We start from the raw sequence: 21,440 nt of genomic DNA on the forward strand, positions 1-21,440 counted from the left end.
GCGCTATCCGGCCGGTCCGCCGAAGAATCCGCCGTTGCCGTTCCCGCCGTCGGCGCCGTTCCCGCCGTTTCCGTTCCCGCCGCCGTTCCCGTTGCCACCGGTCAGCGGGTCGGGGGTCGTCGACGGGCTGCTGCTGGCTCCGCCGGAGTCCCCGCCGTTCGCACCGGTGCTGGTCCCGCCGTTGTTGTGCTGGCAGTCCCAGTCCCACGTACCGCAGGTCTCGGTGGGACCCGTCGGCGGCGCCGTCACGGGCGTCGAGGGCGACTCGCTCACCGACATGGTCGGCGAGGGGGTCGTCGGCGCCGTGGGCGTCGGCGTGGGGCTCTGCGCACCGCCGCCGTAGACCTTGTCACCGATCGGGCCGGGCTCCGGGAAGCTCAGGACCGGCTTCCCCTTCAGCGCGTCCACCATGTAGTCGTGCCAGATCTGGGCCGGGAACGAGGCACCGTGGATCGTCCGCTCGCCACCCGTGCCGTACATCTTTTCGAACTTACGGTCCTTATTGGTCGCGTCGTCGTCGAGCCGGTACATGCTGATGGCCGTGGACAGCTGCGGCGTGTAGCCGACGAACCAGGCCGACTTGTTGTCGTCCGTCGTACCCGTCTTGCCCGCCACGTCCCGGCCGGGGATCTGCGCCGGAGTACCGGTGCCCTTCTCGACGACGTTCTTCAGGACGTCGGTGACGTTGTCCGCGATCGCGGCGTCGAAGGCCGGCTTGGCGGCGTCCTTGTGCTGGTAGATGGTCTTGCCGTCGTATTTCGCCTCGGAGACCGAGAAGGGCTCGCGCTGCTGGCCACTGGCTGCGAAGGTCGCGTACGCGCCTGCCATCCGGATCGCGCTGGGCGAGGACGTGCCGATGGAGAACGACGGCACGTGCGAGTCCGCCATCTGTTCGTCGTCCTTGAGCCCCGCGGCTATGGCGATGTCCTTCACCTTGTCGGTGCCGACATCCATGCCGAGCTGTACGTACGGGGAGTTGGCGGACCACTGCATCGCCTCGCGAAGGGTGATGTTGCCCTTCGACTCATGGCCGTCGTTGGCCTGCAGCCACTCCTTGCCGTTCTCGTCGGTCCAGATCTCACCGTTGTACTTCTTGATCTTCAGCTTGTCGTCGGCGTTGTAGATGCTGAGCGGCGAGACCTTGGTGCGCTCCGAGGCCCCCTGGTCCTCCCCGAGCGCCGGGTTCCGCTTGCCGTACTCCATCGCCGCCGCCAGCACGAACGGCTTGAAGGTCGAACCGACCTGCGCGCCGGTGGGGTTGGCGTTGTTGGTGAAGTGCTTGGTCGCGTCCTGACCGCCGTAGATCGCCACGATGGCCCCGGTCTTGGGATCCACCGAGCCGCCGCCGAACTGGACGTGGGTGTCCGTCTTCGGCCGCTCCTTCGGCTTGATCTTGCTGTCGTAGACCTTCTTGACGGCGTCGTTGAGCTCCTTGACCTTCTTCTTGTTGAAGGTGGTGCGGATCTGGTAGCCACCCAGGGCCAGCTTCTCTGCCGTGACGCCCTGGCCGTTGTTGCTGAGGAAGTACTGCCTGGCGAGTTCGACCAGATATCCGGTCTGGCCGCCCAGCTGAGCGTTCTTCTTCGGAGGGTCGGGCATCGGGAACTCGGTGTACTTGGCGCGCTCCGTCGAGGAGAGACGCTTGTCCTTCACCTCTTCGTCGAGGATCCACTTCCAGCGCTTCTTGGCCCGGTCGGTGTTCAGCTCCTTCGTCGCCTGCACGGGGTCGACGTCGGTGGCACCCGCCGGGTCGTAGTAGGACGCGCCCTTGAGCAGCGTGGCCAGGAACGCGCACTCGCTCGGATCCAGTTCGACGGCGTCCTTGCCGTAGTACGTACGGGCCGCGGCCTGGATCCCCGAGGCACCTCGTCCGTAGTACGAGACGTTGAGGTAGCCCGCCATGATCTGGTTCTTCTTCATGTCGTTGCTGACCTTGAGCGTGATGAAAAGTTCCTGGAACTTCCGGCTCAGGGTCTGCTCCTGGGACAGACGCGAGTTCTTCACGTACTGCTGGGTGATCGTCGAGCCACCCTGTGTCTCACCACCCGTGGCCATGTTGAACAGGGCTCGCGCGATGCCCATGGGGTCGATGCCCCGGTCATGATCGAAGGACTTGTTCTCGGCCGAGATGACGGCGTTCCGCATCGCCTCGGGGATCTGCTCGAAGCCGATGATCTGGCGGTTGACCGCACCACCGGTGGCGACCATCTGCGTGCCGTCGTCCCAGAGGTAGACGTTGTTCTGCGCCTCCGCGGCTTCGTTCACCTTGGGCTTCTCGACCATCGCGTACGCGATACCGGCGAGGCCCATGAGCAGGCCGAGGAAGCCGATACAGAGGCTGGAGACCAGCTTCCACGACGGAACCCAGCGCCGGAAGCCGTACTTGCCGGCGCGCGGGTAGTCGATGAAGCGTTTCTTGGCAGGGCGCTGGGGGCCACGCCCCCGCCCGCGGCCCGGTCCCTCGTGCCCGCCGTCACCGCCACCACGACGGCGGCCTCCGCCCCCGCGGCCCGCTCCGCCGCCCTCGGCGGCGCGACGGCTCCCGCCGCCCCGCTGGGCGGCACGTCTGGCCTCGGCGCGGCCGCCGTACGGGCTGTCGCCGCCGTGCGAACCGGAAGGTGACTCGGAAGTTACTCCACGTGACGGTGCGGCGCGGCGTCCTGAGGACTGCTGGGCGGCTCGTCTGGCCGCTGCACGCCCGCCACCTTGTGGTTGCGACGTTTTGCGGCGGTGCTCGCTCATCGAACGACTACTCCTCGGGCAGGCGAGAGCGCCTGGAAGCGGCAGTTGAGATCCGGTCCCCCCGAATTACGGACAAGCCTTGCGACGGGCACGTCCGCCATGCGTCCGGCTGGTCCGCGAAGACTGACGCGCGGGGGCGTCACACGGTTCCCGGTGGTCTGCATGCCGCACAGACTACGCACGGTCAAAACCCTCCTAGGGCCGAACTTCACCCCAAACAACGCAAGTCGGTTCCTACGAATTCGCGATGTGACGCCGTTCACGATGGCTCCCCTTGTCGCATCGCGGCGACCGATCTATCGTCGTGATGTATCGAGTCGATACATCAGCTCGGTACATCGGCCCGGCACCGGGCTCCGCAGGAGCACTCGGACGCACTCGGACGTACTCGGAGAAGGAGGAGGCGAAGTTGAGCAGACGCTCCGGCATCCTCGAATTCGCCGTTCTCGGCCTGCTCCGCGAGTCCCCGATGCACGGCTACGAGCTGCGCAAGCGCCTCAACACCTCGTTGGGGATCTTCCGCGCCTTCAGTTACGGCACCCTCTATCCCTGCCTCAAGACGCTGGTCGCCAACGGCTGGTTGATCGAGGAGCCGGGCGCCGATCCCGTCGACCAGCCACCCGCCACCAGCCGTGCGGTCGCCCCCGCCTCCTCACTGGCCGGGCGCCGCGCCAAGATCGTCTACCGGCTGACGGCGGAAGGTATGGAGCACTTCGAGGAGTTGCTCTCGCACACCGGCCCCGATTCCTGGGAGGACGAGCACTTCGCAGCCCGCTTCGCCTTCTTCGGGCAGACGGAGCACGAGGTGCGGATGCGAGTGCTGGAAGGCCGGCGCAGCCGACTGGAGGAGCGGCTGGAGAAGATGCGGGCCTCACTGGCCCGTACCCGTGAGCGCCTCGACGACTACACACTTGAGCTGCAGCGACACGGCATGGAGTCCGTGGAGCGCGAAGTGCGCTGGCTGAACGAGCTCATCGAGAGCGAGCGGTCGGGACGGGATCAGCGACGATCCTCGCCCGGGAGCGAAGCTCAGCAGAACACCGCAGGAGAGACGGACGGCCTGCCCCGGCGCCGGGGTGACACCCCGCCGGATCCGTCCGACGACACCGCAAAGTGAGGTCCCCGCAGATCCGCGGGGCCTTCATCGGAAACATCCAAAACACACAGGGAGCAACCGGAATGGGTTCGGTTCGCGTAGCCATCGTCGGCGTGGGCAACTGCGCCGCCTCGCTGGTCCAGGGCGTCGAGTACTACAAGGACGCCGATCCGGCCGGCAAGGTGCCCGGTCTGATGCACGTCCAGTTCGGCGACTACCACGTGCGGGACGTCGAGTTCGTCGCCGCCTTCGACGTCGACGCGAAGAAGGTCGGTCTCGACCTCGCGGACGCCATCGGTGCCAGCGAGAACAACACCATCAAGCTCTGCGACGTGCCGAACTCCGGCGTCACCGTGCAGCGCGGCCACACCCACGACGGTCTCGGCAAGTACTACCGCCAGACCATCGAGGAGTCGGCCGAGGCCCCGGTCGACATCGTCCAGATCCTCAAGGACCGCAAGGTCGACGTCCTCGTCTGCTACCTGCCCGTCGGCTCCGAGGTCGCTGCGAAGTTCTACGCGCAGTGCGCCATCGACGCCAAGGTCGCGTTCGTCAACGCTCTCCCGGTCTTCATCGCCGGCACCAAGGAGTGGGCGGACAAGTTCACCGAGGCCGGTGTCCCGATCGTCGGCGACGACATCAAGTCGCAGGTCGGCGCGACCATCACGCACCGCGTGATGGCGAAGCTCTTCGAGGACCGGGGTGTCGTCCTGGACCGCACGATGCAGCTGAACGTCGGCGGCAACATGGACTTCAAGAACATGCTTGAGCGTGAGCGCCTGGAGTCCAAGAAGATCTCCAAGACGCAGGCCGTCACCTCCCAGATCCGGGACCGCGAGCTCGGTGCGGACAACGTCCACATCGGCCCGTCGGACTACGTGGCCTGGCTGGACGACCGCAAGTGGGCGTACGTGCGCCTCGAAGGCCGTGCCTTCGGTGACGTTCCGCTGAACCTGGAGTACAAGCTGGAGGTCTGGGACTCCCCGAACTCCGCCGGTGTCATCATCGACGCCGTCCGCGCCGCGAAGATCGCCAAGGACCGCGGCATCGGTGGCCCGATCCTCTCCGCGTCCTCCTACTTCATGAAGTCCCCGCCGGTCCAGTACTTCGACGACGAGGCCCGCGAGAACGTCGAGAAGTTCATCCGGGGCGAGGTCTCCAACTGACGCAGCCGGACACGGCACGTCCACGCGGCAGGGTGCCGAGCGGCAACGTTCTTTCCCTTCCGTGCTGTTGAGGGTCCCCGGGCATCTGCCCGGGGACCCTCAACGTATGTGACTCTTGATCGCATGGCCGTCGTGGGTGATCTTCGCGTTCTTCTGCGCCTTCGGAACTTCCGTCGTCTGCTGGCCGTACGACTTCTCTCCCAGTCGGCCGACGGTGTCTTCCAGGTGGCGCTGGCGGCTCATGTCGTCTTCTCGCCGGAGAAGCAGGCTTCGGCGGGTGCCATCGCCTCCGCCATGGCGGTGCTGCTGTTGCCGTACTCGCTCATCGGCCCCTTCGCCGGCGTTCTGCTGGACCGCTGGCCGCGCCGCCAGGTCTTTCTGTACGGGAACCTGCTGCGTGCCGCGCTCTCCTGCTGCACGGCGCTCCTCATCCTCGTCTCCGCACCCGACTGGCTCTTCTACGCCTCGGCGCTGTGCGTCACCGCGGTCAACCGCTTCGTCCTGGCCGGGCTCTCGGCCGCGCTGCCGCGCGTCGTCGACAGCGACCGGCTGGTGCTGGCCAACTCGCTCTCACCGACCGCCGGGACGCTCGCGGCCACGGCGGGCGGTGGCCTCGCCTTCGCCGTGAGGCTGCTGGTCGCGGACTCCGATGCCGCGGTGGTGCTGCTGGGGGCGACGCTCTACCTCACGTCGGCGCTGGCCTCCCTGACCCTTGCCACCGGACTCCTCGGACCGGATCGGGACGGACACCGGATCGGACTGCGGGAGGCCCTGGCCGCCACCGTGCGGGGACTGTCCGACGGGTTGCGCCATCTGGCACAGCGGAAGCAGGCCACCCGGGCGCTGGTCGCCATGACCGTGATGCGCTTCTGCTACGGGGCGCTGACCGTCATGGTGCTGATGCTGTGCCGGTACGCCTGGACAGGCAGCGAATCCGAGGGCCTGGCGCTTCTGGGGCTGGCAGTGGGGGTCTCCGGCGCGGGGTTCTTCGCGGCGGCCGTACTGACGCCCTGGGCCGCAGGCCGGCTCGGTCGGCTCCGATGGCTGACAGTGTGCGCGGCAGGGGCGGCCGTCCTCGAACCCGCACTTGGGCTGTGGTTCGTCCCCGCCCCCATGCTGGTGGCGGCGTTCGTCCTCGGGCTGGCCACCCAGGGGGCGAAGATCTCGACCGACACGGTGGTGCAGACCTCGGTGGAGGACTCCTTCCGCGGCCGGGTGTTCTCCCTCTACGACGTGCTGTTCAACGTCGCCTTCGTGGGAGCCGCCGCAGTCTCCGCCCTGATGCTGCCCCCTGACGGGCGATCGGCCGTGGTGGTGGTCGGGGTGGCCGCCCTCTACACGATCGTCGCGGTGCTGATGTTCCGGTGGAGCCGCACCGGAGAAGCGGTCTAGCGTCAGCGAGGGGCGTTGTTTCACGTGAAACAACGCCCCTCGACCTATCGGGGTGCGGCACCGAAGAATGGTCATGTTTCACGTGAAACATGACCACCGCTCCCGCAGGATCGGGCTCAGCCCTGAGCGGCCCACCACTCCTTGAGCTTCTCGACCGCCGCATCATGCGCCATCGGGCCGTGCTCCAGGCGCAGCTCCAGCAGGAACGCGTACGCCTTGCCGATCACCGGACCGGGGCCGACACCCAGGGTCTTCATGATCTCGTTGCCGTCCAGGTCGGGGCGGATGGCATCCAGCTCCTCCTGCTCCTGCAACTGCGCGATGCGCTCCTCCAGCCCGTCGTAGGTCCGTGAGAGGGCGGCGGCCTTGCGCTTGTTCCGCGTGGTGCAGTCCGAGCGGGTCAGCTTGTGCAGCCGCTCCAGCAGGGGGCCGGCGTCCCGCACATAGCGACGTACCGCGGAGTCCGTCCACTCCCCGTCGCCGTATCCGTGGAAGCGCAGATGCAGCTCCACCAGCTTCGAGACGTCCTTGACCATGTCGTTGGAGTACTTGAGCTCGGTCATCCGCTTCTTGACCATCTTCGCGCCCACCACTTCATGGTGATGGAACGAGACGCGCCCGTCCTTCTCGAAGCGCCGCGTCCTCGGCTTCCCGATGTCGTGGAGGAGCGCGGCGAGGCGCAGGACCAGATCCGGGCCGTTCTGCTCCAGATCGATGGCCTGTTCCAGAACAGTCAGCGAATGCTCGTAGACATCCTTGTGACGGTGATGCTCGTCACTTTCCAGACGCAGCGCGGGGAGCTCCGGCAGCACCTGCTGCGCCAGCCCTGTGTCGACGAGCAGCGCCAGGCCCTTGCGGGGGTTGGTGGAGAGCAGCAGCTTGTTGAGCTCCTCCCTGACCCGCTCGGCGGAGACGATCTCGATGCGCCCGGCCATCTCCGTCATCGCGGCGACCACGTCGGGAGCGACATCGAAGTCCAGCTGGGCCGCGAAGCGCGCGGCACGCAGCATCCGCAGCGGATCGTCCGAGAAGGACTCCTCGGGCGTCCCGGGGGTACGCAGAACGTGCTCCGCCAGGTCCTCCAAGCCGCCGTGAGGATCGATGAACTCCTTCTGCGGAAGCGCGACAGCCATCGCGTTGACCGTGAAGTCACGGCGGACCAGGTCTTCCTCGATGGAGTCGCCGTAGGACACTTCGGGTTTCCGCGAGGTCCTGTCGTACGCCTCCGACCTGTAGGTGGTGACCTCGATCTGGTAGCCGTCCTTCTGGGCGCCCACCGTGCCGAAGGCGATCCCGACCTCCCACACCGAGTCCGCCCACGGCCGGACGATCTTCAGTACGGCCTCGGGGCGGGCGTCGGTCGTGAAGTCCAGGTCGTTCCCGAGCCTGCCGAGAAGTGCGTCCCGGACCGAACCTCCGACCAGCGCGAGACTGAACCCGGCGTCCTGGAAACGACGAGCGAGATCGTCGGCGACCGGGGACACCCGCAGCAGTTCGCTGACTGCGCGGTGCTGCACCTGGGTCAGGGCACGGGAGCTGTCTTCATTGGCGTTCGACACAACAGAAAAGGGTACGTGCCCGGACCGGCCCGGTCGCCCTGGTTTCGGTCCACCCTGCAAGACTCTTCCGATCATGTAGCGAACTCCCCAGCACTTGGCACCCGCGTACATCGTTACCATGCGTGGACGCAAGAACCGACAAGCATCGACACCAGCTGACGACGACGAGGGACGGGTAGGCGCGTGGCCGAGGCGGCAGACATTCAGGGAATCGGTCCCTCTCCTGCCCGCCGGTGGCTGCGGCGCACCGCCGCCCTGATCATCGGGGCGCCGCTCGTCGCGGCGCTGCTGGCCGGTCCGGCCGCACCTACGGCACAGGCCGGCGGGACCGGCAAGGCCCGCACCGGGTCCGAAACGGTGGACGTGGCCCTGAACGCCCTGGCTCCGAGCGCGCCGGTCAAGGGGGACACCCTGACCGTCTCGGGCACCGTGACCAACCGGGGCAAGGACGCGATCACGCAGGCCGTGGTCGACCTGCGGGTGGGCCCGAAGCTCGGCAGCCGGACGGAGATCGACACCGCCGCCAGGCGCACCAGGTACGTGCCCGGCAGCGACCCCGCCCCGATCGGCGGCAAGTACACGGTGAAGTTCGCAAAGCTGTCCTCCGGGATCAGCCAGGACTTCACGCTCTCCGTCCCGGTCGGCAAATTGGGGCTCGGCGACGACGGCATCTACCAGCTCGGTGTCTCGCTGACGGGACAGACCTCCCGGGTCCAGTACGACCAGGTGCTGGGGATCCAGCGCACCTTCCTGCCCTGGCAGGAGGAGGAGCGCGACTCCCGGACGAAGGTCACCTACCTCTGGCCGCTCATCGCCTCGGCCCATGTCACCGCCGAGACGGGCACCGACGATCAGCAGACGCCCGTGTTCGCGGACGACGACCTGGCCGCCGAGCTGGCTCCGGGCGGACGGCTCGAACAGTTGGTGTCGCTGGGCAGCCAACTGCCCGTGACCTGGGTGATCGACCCGGACCTGCTGGCCAGTGTCGACGCGATGACGGGGAACTACCGCGTCAAGTCCGGCGACACCACTGTCGCCGGAAAGAACCAGGCCGTCGCCAAGCAGTGGCTCACCTCGCTCGAGGCCGCGGTGACGGACGGGAAGGTCGTCGCGCTGCCGTTCGCCGACCCCGATCTGGCGTCCATCGCACACCGTGGCAAAAACGTCTCCGGCACCCTCAGCCACCTTCAGACCGCCACCGAAGTGGCCGGGACGACGGTACAGACGATCCTCCATGTGAAGCCGTCGACCGACTTCGCGTGGCCCGTCGACGGAGCGATCGACCCGTCGGTCGTCGACGTCGCCACCTCGGCCGGAGCCCACAAGGTGATCGCCCGGAGCGACAGCCTCCAGGAGACCGGTGGTCTGACGTACACACCGACCGCTGCCCGGCCGATCGGCGGCGGAACCACCGCGGTCGTCGCCGATGCCCGGCTCTCCACGGCCTTCCAGGGCGACATGTCGAAGGCGGGGACGTCCACCCTCGCCGTGCAGAAGTTCCTCGCTCTGACGCTCGCCCTGGCCGAGCAGGACACGGACACCGAGCGGAGCATCGTCGTCGCACCGCAGCGGATGCCCACCGTGGCCCAGGCCCAGTCGATGGCCCGCGCCCTGCACGGGCTCGACGACGGGCGCTGGACACAGCCCCTCGGGCTGGTGGACGCGGCCGGGGCGAAGCCCGACGCGGACGCGACGACCAGCGTCCCCGGGGCCTCCCAGTACCCGAAGAAGCTCCGCAGCCAGGAGCTGCCCACCCAGGCCTTCCAGGACATCAAGTCCACCCAGGTGTCGCTGAACAACTTCCAGGTCATCCTCACCCAGCCCGAGCGGGTGGTGACCCCCTTCGGCAACGCGCTCAACCGGTCCATGTCGACGTCGTGGCGCGGCAGGCCGCTGGAGGCCCAGCAGTACCGGGACTCGGTCCGCGGCTATCTGCAGGACCTCGTCGGCGAGGTCCAGCTCATCTCGAAGTCGGACGTCACCCTGTCCGGCCGCAGCGCCACGATCCCGGTGACCGTGCAGAACAGGCTGCTGCAGGGCGTGGACCATCTCGTTCTCCGGCTGAAGTCGGAGAACGCGACCCGCCTCAAGCTGAACGACGGCGGGGCCGTGGCGGAGCAGCCGATCCGGATCGGTGCCGGCCACAGCCAGTCCGTGAAGTTCGACGCGGCTGCCAACGTCAACGGCCAGGTGCAGATGACGGCGCAGCTCTACACCGAGGACGGCACGCCGTACGGCGGAGCGATGACCTTCACGGTGAAGGTCTCCGAGCTCACTCCGACCGTGCTGCTGGTCATCGCCGGCGGGCTGCTGCTCCTGGTCCTCGCGGGCATCAGGATGTACACCCATCGCAAACGTGCCAACGCGGGCGGCGCGTCCGGCGAAGACGGCGGCGAACCCGAGCAGCCGAGTGACCCGACTCCGGACACCGGTCCGGAAAGCGGGGAGCCGTCGGGCTCGGGTGAGAAAGTGGAACGTTGAGCGATGTCTGTCGTGGCCGGTCGGCCGGGGACGATGAGGTGGGGTTTCGATGAACGCGCCGTACGACGGTGACCGCAGTCAGGGTGCGGGCGGAGCCGGGTCTTCCGGCGGGCCCCCGGTGCCCCCAGGACCTGGCCAGGTTCCACCGATGCTCGATCCGTACCTGCAGGACGCCTACGACCGCGATCCCTACCGCGCTCAGGACCTGTCCGTCCAGGACCCGGTGACCGAGGCGCTGTACGACCGGGCCGCACACCCGCCGCCGCCCCCGGGCACCTACCAACAGCCCCAGCCCCTCTACCAGCAGCCGCCCGCGGCCCAGTACCCGCCCGATCCGCGTATCTGGGCGCAGACCCCGCCGCCCGAGCCCGGCGGACCGTCGCGGCATCTGCCGTACGGCGACGATCCGGCGACCACCCAGTTCGTCGGGGTGGACGACCTCGTCAGTCAGGCGTCCCGGGACGACGAGCAGCCGGATGCCTTCGCGCACCTCTTCCGGGACCAGGAGGGCCCGGCAGGGTCCGCCCCCGTCCCCGCTGAGCCCGAGCCGGCCCCGGCGCCCGCTCCGCCGAAGTCCGGCGGCCGGGCCTCCGGGATACTGAAGTCCAGCGCGCTGATGGCGGCCGGCACCCTTGTGTCCCGCCTCACCGGATTCGTCCGCAGCCTCGTGATCACCGCCGCGCTGGGTGCGGCGCTGCTCGGCGACAGCTTCACCATCGCCTACACCCTGCCCACGATGATCTACATCCTCACCGTGGGCGGCGGCCTGAACTCGGTCTTCGTGCCCCAGCTCGTCCGTTCCATGAAGGACGACGAGGACGGTGGCGAGGCCTACGCCAACCGGCTGCTGACCCTCGTCATGGTCGCGCTCGGCGTGATCGTCGCGATCGCGGTTTTCGCCGCTCCGTGGCTGATCCACATGATGTCGCCGACGATCGCCCAGGACACCGCGGCCAACAGCGTCTCCGTGACCTTCGCCCGGTACTGCCTGCCGACCATCTTCTTCATGGGCGTGCACGTCGTGATGGGCCAGATCCTCAACGCCCGCGGCAAGTTCGGCGCGATGATGTGGACCCCGGTCCTCAACAACATCGTCATGATCTTCACGTTCGGCATGTTCATCTGGGTCTACGGCACGTCCGCCGAGTCCCAGATGGGCGTCCAGACCATTCCGCCGGAGGGCGTCCGGCTCCTGGGCATCGGCACGCTGCTCGGCCTGGTCGTACAGGCCCTGGCGATGGTCCCGTACCTGCGCGAGGCCGGGTTCCGTTTCCGCCCGCGCTTCGACTGGAAGGGACACGGGCTCGGCAAGACGGTCAAGCTGGCCAAGTGGACCGTCCTGTTCGTGCTGGCCAACCAGGCTGGTGTGATCGTCGTCACTCAGCTCGCGACATCGGCGGGCAAGCTGTCCGGCAAGGACGGCACCGGCTTCCTCGCCTACTCCAACGCCCAGCTCATCTGGGGCATGCCGCAGGCGATCATCACCGTCTCCGTCATGGCGGCCCTGCTGCCCCGCATCTCCCGCGCCGCCCACGACGACGACCCGGGCGCCGTCCGTGACGACATCTCCCAGGGGCTGCGGAACTCGGCCGTCGCGATCGTGCCGGTCGCGTTCTCGTTCCTCGCACTCGGCCTGCCGATGTGCACCCTCCTGTACGCCTCCGCCGGCACCGAGGCCGCCCGCTCCATGGGCTTCATCCTCATGGCCTTCGGCCTCGGCCTGATCCCGTACTCCGTGCAGTACGTCGTGCTGCGCGGCTTCTACGCGTACGAGGACACCCGCACGCCCTTCTACAACACGGTCATCGTCGCCGCGGTCAACGCGGCCGCCTCGGCCCTCTGCTATCTGGTCCTGCCCGCCCGGTGGGCCGTGGTCGGCATGGCCGCCTCGTACGGGCTCGCCTACGCCGTCGGCGTGGGCATCGCCTGGCGGCGGCTGCGCAACCGCCTGGGCGGGGATCTGGACGGTGCCCATGTCGTGCGTACCTACGCCCGGCTGTGCCTGGCCGCGATCCCGGCAGCGGTACTCGGCGGCGGCGTGGGCTTCGCCGTTCTCCTGGGTCTCGGCGAGGGTGCCTTCGGTTCGCTCGCCGCCCTGATCTGCGGTGGAGCCGTACTGCTCGGCGTCTTCTTCGTCGCCGCCAAGCGGATGCGAATCGAGGAGATCAACGGCATGGTCGGCATGGTCCGAGGGCGACTCGGTCGCTGAGAATCAACCACCGCACAACCATCACCGCCCCTTGCGTGTCGTGCATAGCGCCGGAGTATGGGCACAATTGGCGTGACTGTGCAGAGCTGGCTGGCATCGCGCAACGGATGGGGAGGCAGGAACGACGGTGGCGGAACGTAGCACGGCTGCCGTCGACGTGGCCGACAACAGCGGCGATGAACCGCTGACCGCCAAGGCGGACGAGGCCACGACCGACGGGACGGCAGAAGCTCAGGACACCAAGGGCACGAAGCCGCAGGACACGGATGGTGAACGCATCGATTCCGAGGTCACCCTGCCGACCCCTGACCTGCACAGTGGGCACAAACTTGCCAGACGCTACCGGCTGGAGGAGTGCGTCACCCGTCTGGACGGCTTCAGCAGCTGGCGCGCTGTCGACGAGAAGCTGCGCCGCGCGGTGGGCGTCCATCTCCTTCCGGCCGACCACCCACGTGCCCGCTCCGTGCTGGCCGCGGCCCGCTCCTCCGCGCTGCTCGGTGACCCGCGCTTCGTGCAGGTCCTCGACGCGGTGGAGGAGGACGACCTCGTCTACGTCGTCCACGAATGGCTCCCCGACGCCACCGAGCTCACCTCTCTGCTGGCCTCGGGGCCGATGGACGCGCACGACGCCTACCAGCTCGTCAGCCAGGTCTCCCAGGCCATGGCGGCAGCCCATCGGGAGGGCCTCTCGCATCTGAGGCTCACCCCGGGGGCGGTGCTGCGGAGCTCGACCGGGCAGTACCGGATCCGCGGTCTCGCGGTGAACGCCGCCCTGCGGGGCATCACCTCCGACGGTCCCCAGCGTGCGGACACCGAGGCCATCGGCGCTCTGCTGTACGCCGCGCTGACCCACCGCTGGCCGTACGAGAGCGACGCGTACGGCCTGGCCGGGCTGCCCAAGGGCGTGGGGTTGATCGCCCCCGACCAGGTGCGCGCGGGCGTCCACCGCGGCCTTTCCGAGCTCGCCATGCGCGCCCTCGCCAACGACGGCGCGACTGCCTCCCGGCAGGAGCAGCCGTGCACGACGCCGGACGAGCTGGCCAGGGCCGTTGCCGCGATGCCCCGCATCCGTCCTCCGGAGCCCGTCTTCACGGCACCTCCCGAGTATCAGCGCACGACCTATCAGCAGGGTTCCTACGGGCGCCCGTCCGCCCGTCCCGGCGTATCCGTGACCACGCCCGTGATGGCCGTACCCCCGGCGCCGCTCCAGAGCCGCACCGGCAAGGCTCTCAAGTGGGCCGTTTCCGCATTGCTGATCGCGGCCCTGGGCCTCGGCAGCTGGCAGCTCGCCGAGACTCTGCTCGACCACTACAACAACACGGGTGACCCCGGCAGCTCACAGACCGACCCGAAAAACGGTGACGACGGCAAAAAGGAGCCCACGGGCCAACTGCTCACGGTCAAGGACGCGGTCGAGTACTTTCCGGATGGAAAGGCACAGCACCCCGGCGACGTCCACCTGACGTACGACGACGACAGCGCGACGTACTGGCGGTCCAAGAGCTTCATAGACGGCCCCAAATTGGCTCCCTTCAAACAGGGCGTCGGCATCGTGTATGAACTCGATTCTGCTCAGTTCATTTCGTCAGCCTCCGTAAAATTCCAATTCGGCGGCGATCACACCACCACCTCGCTCTACGCGGCCGACTCTCTCAACTCATCAACGCCGCTGACGTCGATGCAGAAGATCGCAACGACCGAGACAACCGGCACGGAAGCGAAACTGCAAACGAAGAACCCGGTGAAGACCCGGTTCGTTCTCGTATGGCTTACCGATATGCCGAAGTCACCCGCCGATCGCTACAGCGGGGCAGGCTACAAACAATCCATCACCGATGTTAAGTTCATGGGCTGACCACCTGCTCACGGGTCATCACACTCGCCCCCCCCATTCACCGATGCCGCACATTCTCCATAAACTCAAACTTCACAGACCGTGCAACGGTTCAGCTCGTCCGGCGTGGTCTCGATCTCCCACCACTCGTTGTGGAGGGCGCCGCAGCAGGTCTGCGCCGCCGGTCGAGCCCGCCCGCCACAGCTCCACCCCCTGCGCGGCGTACCCTCATCCCGGCAGCCGCCTGACAGCACACGCCACCGGGGGCTACTTTGGCCATGCCCACCTGGCCATGGAGTTTTCCGATCAGGGGCACTTTCCGCTTTCCTGATCTAGCATTGGACGACCCACTTCGCGAAAGCCCGAGGTTACGGTTACTTTTAGGCACTTAGGGGTATCGCGTGGTTGCTGAATCCTTAGAACCCGGCTCTAGCGACTCAGACCTCCTCGCTCGCCATGTGGCCGGTGACCCGGACGCCTTCGGTGAGCTCGTACGGCGCCACCGCGACCGGCTGTGGGCCGTGGCGATACGGACCCTGGGGGACCGCGAGGAAGCCGCGGACGCCGTTCAGGACGCTCTTGTCTCCGCCTTCCGGGCCGCCCACACCTTCCGCGGTCAGTCCGCCGTCACGACGTGGCTGCACCGCATCACGGTCAACGCCTGCCTCGACCGGGTCCGCAAGGCGGCCAGCCGCAGGACCGCGCCGATCGATGACACGGAACGGTTCGAGCAGCTCTTGGAACCGCATGAGTCCGCGGAGGCACCGGCAGAGCGCCAGGACCTGCACCGCGAGCTGCTTGCGGCGCTTGCCACCCTGACCGCCGAGCAGCGGGCCGCACTCGTCCTCGTGGACATGCAGGGCTACCCCGTGGCCGAGGCGGCACGCATCCTCGACGTACCGACAGGCACCGTGAAGAGCCGCTGCGCGCGGGGGCGGGCCCGGCTGGCCCCGCTGCTCACTCATCTGCGCGGCGAGGTCGCGGGAGCCGACGAGACGGCCACAAGGAACCGGACGCCGCGTACATCCGTCCCACCGCCATCGGGGCCGAGAGATGCGGCCACAAGCGATCCCGCTTCAGTGAAAGGCGGAGGTGGGCGCACATGACATCAACGGCCGACACGACCCAGCATCCGGATGTCACGGAGATCTCCGACCTGACGGAGGAACTACTCCCACCATCACGGGCGACAGAGGTACGCGACCATGTGGACGGCTGCGCACTCTGCAGTGAGGTCCATGCCTCTCTCATGGAGATCCGCGAGCTGCTCGGCACCGTGCCCATGCCGCAGCGTATGCCGGACGACATCGCGGACCGTATCGACGCCGCACTCGCCACCGAGGCCGCTCTCGGCATCACGATGCCCTCCGGCTCGAAGCATGTTTCACGTGAAACAGAGCGGCCGGCAGCAGCGAAGCCGAACACGGAGCCCAGTTCCTCGGACCGTCCCGCAGGACGCCCCCGGGCGACCACCGGCCCCGGCCGCCGGCCGCTCGGGCGCCGTCGTCGCTCAGCCGTGCTCGGGGCCGCTCTCGGCGCGGCCGTGGTCGGTGTGAGCGTCTTCCTGCTGCAGAGCGTCCAGCCCTCCCAGAATTCCGGGAGCCTCAAGGCAGCCGACCGCAGTTCCAGCGCGGGGGAGAGCGGCGGAGGGACGTTCTCGGAGTCCACGCTTGAGGACCGGGTACACACGCTTCTTCTGAGCACCGGCTCGAAACCGTCGAAGTCGGCGGACGGTGTGGGGGCCCAGGAGCAGACGCCGTCCACCGGTGCGCAATCGACGCCCAAGAGCGCCTCTGCCGGATCCGAGTCGCCCCAGACTCCGTTGCGCGCACCCACCGTGCCCGTCCCGCCCTGCGTGGAGCAGGGCACCGGACGTGATACTGCCGCCCTCGCCGTGGAGGAAGGTACCTACGAGGGAACGGATGTCTTCCTCGTCGTTCTCCCGCACCCGTCCGATGCGGCCCGGGTGCAGGCGTACGTCGTCGATGCGGCCTGCGTCCAGGCGAAGCCTGCGGGCAAGGGTGAACTCCTGCTGACCCGCACCTACCCACGCCACTGAGAATCCCGCCGGTAGCTGCCTCGGCACGTCGGGGAATGCATCCCCCGTAGGATCCGTTGGGTGGGGTGAGAGTCGTTGAACCGGCCCCAGTAGGCGTGGACAGTAGGCAGTCTGCAGAGACGAGGAAGAAACCCGTGAGCGACGTCCGTAATGTGATCATCATCGGCTCCGGCCCTGCGGGCTACACGGCCGCCCTTTACACCGCACGCGCCTCGCTGAAGCCGCTGGTGTTCGAGGGCGCCGTCACCGCCGGTGGCGCGCTGATGAACACCACCGACGTGGAGAACTTCCCGGGCTTCCAGGACGGGATCATGGGCCCCGAGCTCATGGACAACATGCGCGCCCAGGCGGAGCGCTTCGGCGCCGAGCTCGTCCCGGACGACGTCGTCTCCGTGGACCTCGCCGGAGACATCAAGACGGTCACGGACACGGCCGGTACAGTGCACCGCGCCAAGGCCGTCATCGTGACGACCGGCTCCCAGCACCGCAAGCTTGGCCTGCCCAACGAGGACGCTCTCTCCGGACGCGGCGTCTCCTGGTGCGCCACCTGTGACGGCTTCTTCTTCAAGGACCAGGACATCGCCGTGGTCGGTGGTGGCGACACCGCGATGGAGGAGGCGACCTTCCTCTCCCGCTTCGCCAAGTCGGTCACCATCGTCCACCGCCGGGACACGCTGCGTGCCTCCAAGGCCATGCAGGAGCGGGCCTTCGCCGACCCGAAGATCAAGTTCGCCTGGGACAGCGAGGTTGCCGGCGTACACGGCGAGCAGAAGCTGTCCGGTCTGACCCTGCGGAACACCAAGACCGGCGAGACGTCCGAGCTCGCGGTGACGGGCCTGTTCATCGCGGTGGGCCACGACCCGCGCACCGAGCTCTTCAAGGGCCAGCTCGACCTCGACGAAGAGGGCTACCTCAAGGTCGACGCCCCCTCGACCCGGACCAACCTGACTGGTGTCTTCGGTGCCGGTGACGTCGTCGACCACACCTACCGGCAGGCCATCACGGCCGCCGGTACGGGCTGCTCGGCCGCTCTCGACGCCGAGCGCTTTCTGGCCGCACTCGCCGATGGCGAGAAGGCCGCTGCGGCCACCGTCTGACTCACGCCTCTCACCCCACTACACCCCAAGAAGTTAAGGAGGCCGCCGTGGCCGGCGCCCTGAAGAACGTGACCGACGACTCCTTCGACGAGGTCGTCCTGAAGAGCGAGAAGCCCGTACTGGTGGACTTCTGGGCAGCCTGGTGCGGTCCGTGCCGCCAGATCGCCCCGTCCCTGGAGGCCATCGCTGCCGAGCACGGCGACCAGATCGAGATCGTCAAGCTCAACATCGACGAGAACCCGGCCACGGCTGCCAAGTACGGCGTCATGTCCATCCCGACCCTCAACGTCTACCAGGGCGGCGAGGTCGCGAAGACCATCGTCGGTGCCAAGCCGAAGGCCGCGATCGTCCGCGACCTTGAGGCCTTCCTCGGCTAGGCATACCGCACGCCGATGTTTCACGTGAAACGGGTCCGTCCCTCAGGGGATGGACCCGTTTCACGTTGCCCTGGGCTCTCGGATCGTCATGGGGATCGGACCGTCATGCGATCCCGGATCACAGTGGCCTGAGCGCCGGCTCCTTCTGCACTGCGCCCAGCAGCCGGTCCAGTGCCAGTTCGACGTCTTCCTTCCAGGACAGCGTCGTACGCAGTTCCAGTCTCAGCCGCGGATGGACGGGATGCGGCCGAACGGTCTTGAAGCCGACTGCCAGCAGATGATCCGCAGGAAGCACACAGGCCGGCTCCTTCCACCGGGCGTCACCGAACGCCTCGATCGCCTTGAAACCCCGGCGCAGCAGATCCTTGGCGACGGTCTGCACGATCACTCGTCCCAGCCCCTGTCCCTGGTAGCCCGGCATGATCCAGGCAGTCATCAGCTGCACGGCATCGGAAGAGACGGGGCTGGTGGGAAACGCGGTCGAACGCGGCACATAGGCAGGTGGGGCGTAGAGCGCATAGCCCACCGGCACATCGTCGACATAGACGACCCGGCCGCACGACCCCCACTCCAGGAGAACGGCCGAGATCCAGGCTTCCTTCTCCAGCTCGGGCGTCCCCGCCTTTACCGCAGCTTCCCCACTGACCGGATCAAGCTCCCAGAAGACACACGCACGGCATCGTCTGGGGAGATCGGAAAGGTTGTCCAGTGTGAGCGGTACGAGCCGACGCCCCATGAAGGCTGTTCCTCGCTTCCTTCGCCCGCCGCATCGCATGCGACGGTCAGTGCACCCTGTTCGAGAAGCAGGCTGCCGACGAACCCTCCGACAGCCCCAGGCCCAGCCCGACTGTCATCAGTCGGCTGCGGCTCACTGATCGCATGACCCTCCTGCCAAGGCGGTCAAGCCGGATGTGCCATATCAGAACGCATCGTATCCACCCAGGAATGAAGCCGACACCGAGAAAAAGCAAAGGGCGGGCTGTGTTCCAGTAACAACCGGAACACAGCCCGCCCGACAACCCCAGAGGCAGGGTCAGCCCTCGTCTTTCTCAGCGCATTCCTCAGCGGAGTCCTCGGACGGTGCCTGATCCAGCACACGGCCCTCGCCCGGTGCCAGGCTGCCGAGAATGCGGTCCAGATCCTCCATCGATGCGAACTCGACGACGATCTTCCCTTTCTTCTGACCGAGGTCGACCTTCACCCTGGTCTCGAAGCGGTCCGAGAGCCGGGTGGCGAGTTCGGACAGGGCGGGTGACACCCGGCCGCCGGCCCGCGGCCCCCTGGCCTTGGCAGGGCTCGTGGGATTGGAGCCCATGAGCCGCACGATCTCCTCGACCGCACGCACCGACAGCCCCTCGGCCACAATGCGATGGGCCAGCCGGTCCTGCTCCTCCGAGTCGTCCACGGACAGCAGGGCCCGCGCATGACCGGCCGAAAGGACCCCGACCGCCACCCTCCGCTGTACCGGAGCCGACAGCTTCAGCAGACGCAGCGTGTTGGACACCTGCGGCCGGGAACGCCCGATCCGGTCGGCCAGCTCGTCATGCGTGCACTCGAAGTCCTTGAGCAGCTGGTCGTACGCGGCTGCCTCCTCCAGCGGGTTCAGCTGAGCCCGGTGGAGGTTCTCCAGAAGCGCGTCCAGGAGCAACTTCTCGTCGTCCGTGGCCCGGACGATAGCCGGAATCCGCTCCAGGCCCGCCTCACCGCATGCCCTCCAGCGCCGCTCGCCCATGATGAGCTCGTAGCGCTCCGGCCCCACCTCCCGCACGACGACGGGCTGGAGGAGGCCCACCTCCTTGATGGAGGTCACCAACTCCGCGAGCGCGTCCTCGTCGAACACATCACGGGGCTGGCGGGGGTTCGGAGTGATGTCGCCGATAGGAATCTCGGCGAAGTACGCTGCGGCAGGTTCCACCGAATCGGTGGCCACCCCGGACCCCGACACCGGCGCACTCGGCTCCGGCACGATGGGAGCGCCCGTACGAGCGGCCAGCTTTGCCGCAGCCACCCCCCGCTCCACCGTCAGTACAGGATTCGCCCCGGCAGAGGTCGATCCCATCCCCATGGATGGCACCTGCTTCTCCTGCGGAGCGGCGGGGATCAGGGCACCCAGCCCACGCCCCAACCCTCTTCGACGCTCGCTCACTGAATCCCCTCCGAAGTGCTCTGCTGGCTGTTCCCCATGCCCGTCCGGGCATGCTGGGGCTCGTAGTGGATCCCGACGCCCCGCAGGGCGATCTCACGCGCCGCTTCAAGGTACGAAAGCGACCCGCTGGAACCCGGGTCATAGGTCAACACGGTCTGCCCGTAGCTCGGCGCCTCCGAGATCCGCACCGATCGCGGAATGTTCGTCCGCAGCACCTCCTTGCCGAAGTGGCTGCGCACCTCCTCCGCGACCTGAGAAGCGAGCCTGGTCCTGCCGTCGTACATGGTGAGCAGGATCGTCGACACATGGAGATCGGGGTTGAGATGCCCCCGTACCAGGTCCACATTCCGCAGCAGCTGGCCCAGCCCTTCCAGCGCGTAGTACTCACACTGGATGGGGATCAGCACCTCGGCCCCGGCGACCAGGGCATTGACCGTCAACAGACCGAGCGAAGGCGGGCAGTCGATGAGGATGTAGTCCAACGGCTGCTCATACGCCTGGATCGCCCGCTGCAGTCGACTCTCCCGCGCCACCAGCGACACCAGCTCGATCTCCGCACCGGCGAGATCGATGGTGGCGGGGGCGCAGAAGAGGCCTTCGACGTCCGGTACGGGCTGAACCACCTCGGAGAGCGGCCTGCTCTCCACCAGGACGTCATAGATAGAGGGGACTTCAGCATGGTGATCGATACCCAGAGCCGTAGAGGCATTCCCCTGCGGGTCGAGGTCGACCACCAGAACACGGGCGCCGTGAAGCGCGAGCGAGGCAGCAAGATTGACCGTCGTGGTCGTTTTGCCCACTCCGCCCTTCTGGTTGGCCACCACCATGACGCGCGTCCGGTCAGGACGGGGCAGGCCCTCGCCGGCGCGGCCAAGGGCCTCAACCGCCAGCTGGGCCGCGCGACCGATGGGTGTGTCGTCCATCGGCGGCGGTGTTTCACGTGAAACACCGTCCCCCGCCGATTCGGTTCGGGGACCGGGGACCGGATCGGTCATCGGTCCCGCGATGTTGGCGTCGGACCGCAAGGATTCACTCTCCTCGACTTCAGGCTCGCAATGAGCAGAGCCTGCCATGCTTTCGGGGTCGTGAACCAGCGAGGCCCGCTCTTCTGTGGATGAATCCACTTCTGTGGACAACTCCGTAGTCCTAACGGGCCTGCGATGCCGCGGCGCGGCAGCCGCGCGACCGCGGCTGATGATTCCATGCAGCAGAGAGCGACGTTTCACGTGAAACACGATGCCCCCGCAGCCTGGCTGCAGGGGCACGACACTCCGTATGGGTG

At 67.6% G+C, this 21,440-nt stretch carries 15 protein-coding genes; 10 read left to right on the forward strand and 5 right to left on the reverse strand.

The annotated features are described in order from the left end of the window. Positions 1 to 3: 3 nt before the first annotated feature. On the reverse strand, positions 4 to 2,742 hold the full coding sequence (locus ABZ622_RS07290; protein WP_360541252.1) for a transglycosylase domain-containing protein: 2,739 nt from the start codon (positions 2,740 to 2,742) through the stop codon (positions 4 to 6). Between the two features lie 409 nt (positions 2,743 to 3,151). On the opposite strand from ABZ622_RS07290, the gene ABZ622_RS07295 reads away from it, so the two are divergent. The 3 genes from ABZ622_RS07295 to ABZ622_RS07305 all read left to right on the forward strand — a co-directional run bounded on the left by ABZ622_RS07295 (position 3,152) and on the right by ABZ622_RS07305 (position 6,396). Further along, positions 3,152 to 3,859, forward strand: coding sequence for a helix-turn-helix transcriptional regulator (locus ABZ622_RS07295; protein WP_360541254.1), 708 nt, complete (start codon positions 3,152 to 3,154; stop codon positions 3,857 to 3,859). Positions 3,860 to 3,921: 62 nt separating this feature from the next. Continuing rightward, a complete protein-coding gene (locus ABZ622_RS07300) occupies positions 3,922 to 5,004 on the forward strand; it encodes an inositol-3-phosphate synthase (RefSeq protein ID WP_360541256.1) in 1,083 nt (360 codons plus the stop codon). A 123-nt stretch (positions 5,005 to 5,127) separates the two neighbouring features. Continuing rightward, the gene (locus ABZ622_RS07305; RefSeq protein WP_360541258.1) at positions 5,128 to 6,396 is read left to right on the forward strand and encodes an MFS transporter; all 1,269 of its coding nucleotides are present in this window, start codon (positions 5,128 to 5,130) and stop codon (positions 6,394 to 6,396) included. A gap of 116 nt (positions 6,397 to 6,512) precedes the next feature. Here the strand turns inward: ABZ622_RS07305 and ABZ622_RS07310 are convergent, their stop codons facing one another. After that, positions 6,513 to 7,955 (reverse strand): CCA tRNA nucleotidyltransferase, encoded by a 1,443-nt coding sequence (locus ABZ622_RS07310; RefSeq protein WP_360541260.1) that lies wholly within the window; start codon positions 7,953 to 7,955, stop codon positions 6,513 to 6,515. A gap of 183 nt (positions 7,956 to 8,138) precedes the next feature. On the opposite strand from ABZ622_RS07310, the gene ABZ622_RS07315 reads away from it, so the two are divergent. The 7 genes from ABZ622_RS07315 (at position 8,139) to trxA (ending at position 18,012) form a co-directional block, all read left to right on the forward strand. Beyond that, a complete protein-coding gene (locus ABZ622_RS07315; protein WP_360541262.1) occupies positions 8,139 to 10,436 on the forward strand; it encodes a DUF6049 family protein in 2,298 nt (765 codons plus the stop codon). A gap of 49 nt (positions 10,437 to 10,485) precedes the next feature. Then, positions 10,486 to 12,645 (forward strand): murein biosynthesis integral membrane protein MurJ, encoded by a 2,160-nt coding sequence (gene murJ / locus ABZ622_RS07320; protein ID WP_360541264.1) that lies wholly within the window; start codon positions 10,486 to 10,488, stop codon positions 12,643 to 12,645. Between the two features lie 127 nt (positions 12,646 to 12,772). Further along, positions 12,773 to 14,500, forward strand: coding sequence for a protein kinase family protein (locus ABZ622_RS07325; protein ID WP_360541266.1), 1,728 nt, complete (start codon positions 12,773 to 12,775; stop codon positions 14,498 to 14,500). Between the two features lie 380 nt (positions 14,501 to 14,880). Beyond that, positions 14,881 to 15,585, forward strand: a complete 705-nt coding sequence (sigM, locus tag ABZ622_RS07330; protein WP_360541268.1) for an RNA polymerase sigma factor SigM — start codon at positions 14,881 to 14,883, stop codon at positions 15,583 to 15,585. Beyond that, complete coding sequence (locus ABZ622_RS07335) at positions 15,582 to 16,538, forward strand: hypothetical protein (RefSeq protein WP_360541270.1); 957 nt, start codon at positions 15,582 to 15,584, stop codon at positions 16,536 to 16,538. Before sigM ends, ABZ622_RS07335 begins: the two co-directional genes overlap by 4 nt. 134 nt (positions 16,539 to 16,672) lie before the next feature. Beyond that, on the forward strand, positions 16,673 to 17,635 hold the full coding sequence (gene trxB, locus ABZ622_RS07340) for a thioredoxin-disulfide reductase (protein WP_360541272.1): 963 nt from the start codon (positions 16,673 to 16,675) through the stop codon (positions 17,633 to 17,635). Between the two features lie 47 nt (positions 17,636 to 17,682). Then, positions 17,683 to 18,012, forward strand: coding sequence for a thioredoxin (gene trxA / locus ABZ622_RS07345; RefSeq protein ID WP_360541274.1), 330 nt, complete (start codon positions 17,683 to 17,685; stop codon positions 18,010 to 18,012). A gap of 118 nt (positions 18,013 to 18,130) precedes the next feature. Here trxA and ABZ622_RS07350 read toward each other — a convergent pair whose 3' ends face one another. The 3 genes from ABZ622_RS07350 to ABZ622_RS07360 form a co-directional block, all read right to left on the reverse strand. Continuing rightward, complete coding sequence (locus ABZ622_RS07350) at positions 18,131 to 18,748, reverse strand: GNAT family N-acetyltransferase (RefSeq protein ID WP_360541276.1); 618 nt, start codon at positions 18,746 to 18,748, stop codon at positions 18,131 to 18,133. Between the two features lie 297 nt (positions 18,749 to 19,045). Next, complete coding sequence (locus ABZ622_RS07355; protein WP_360541278.1) at positions 19,046 to 20,158, reverse strand: ParB/RepB/Spo0J family partition protein; 1,113 nt, start codon at positions 20,156 to 20,158, stop codon at positions 19,046 to 19,048. After that, complete coding sequence (locus ABZ622_RS07360) at positions 20,155 to 21,231, reverse strand: ParA family protein (RefSeq protein WP_124720173.1); 1,077 nt, start codon at positions 21,229 to 21,231, stop codon at positions 20,155 to 20,157. The genes ABZ622_RS07355 and ABZ622_RS07360 overlap by 4 nt, the downstream gene beginning before the upstream one ends. Positions 21,232 to 21,440 lie beyond the last annotated feature (209 nt).

Source organism: Streptomyces sp. NPDC007164 (assembly GCF_040634135.1).
GTDB lineage: Bacteria > Actinomycetota > Actinomycetes > Streptomycetales > Streptomycetaceae > Streptomyces > Streptomyces sanglieri.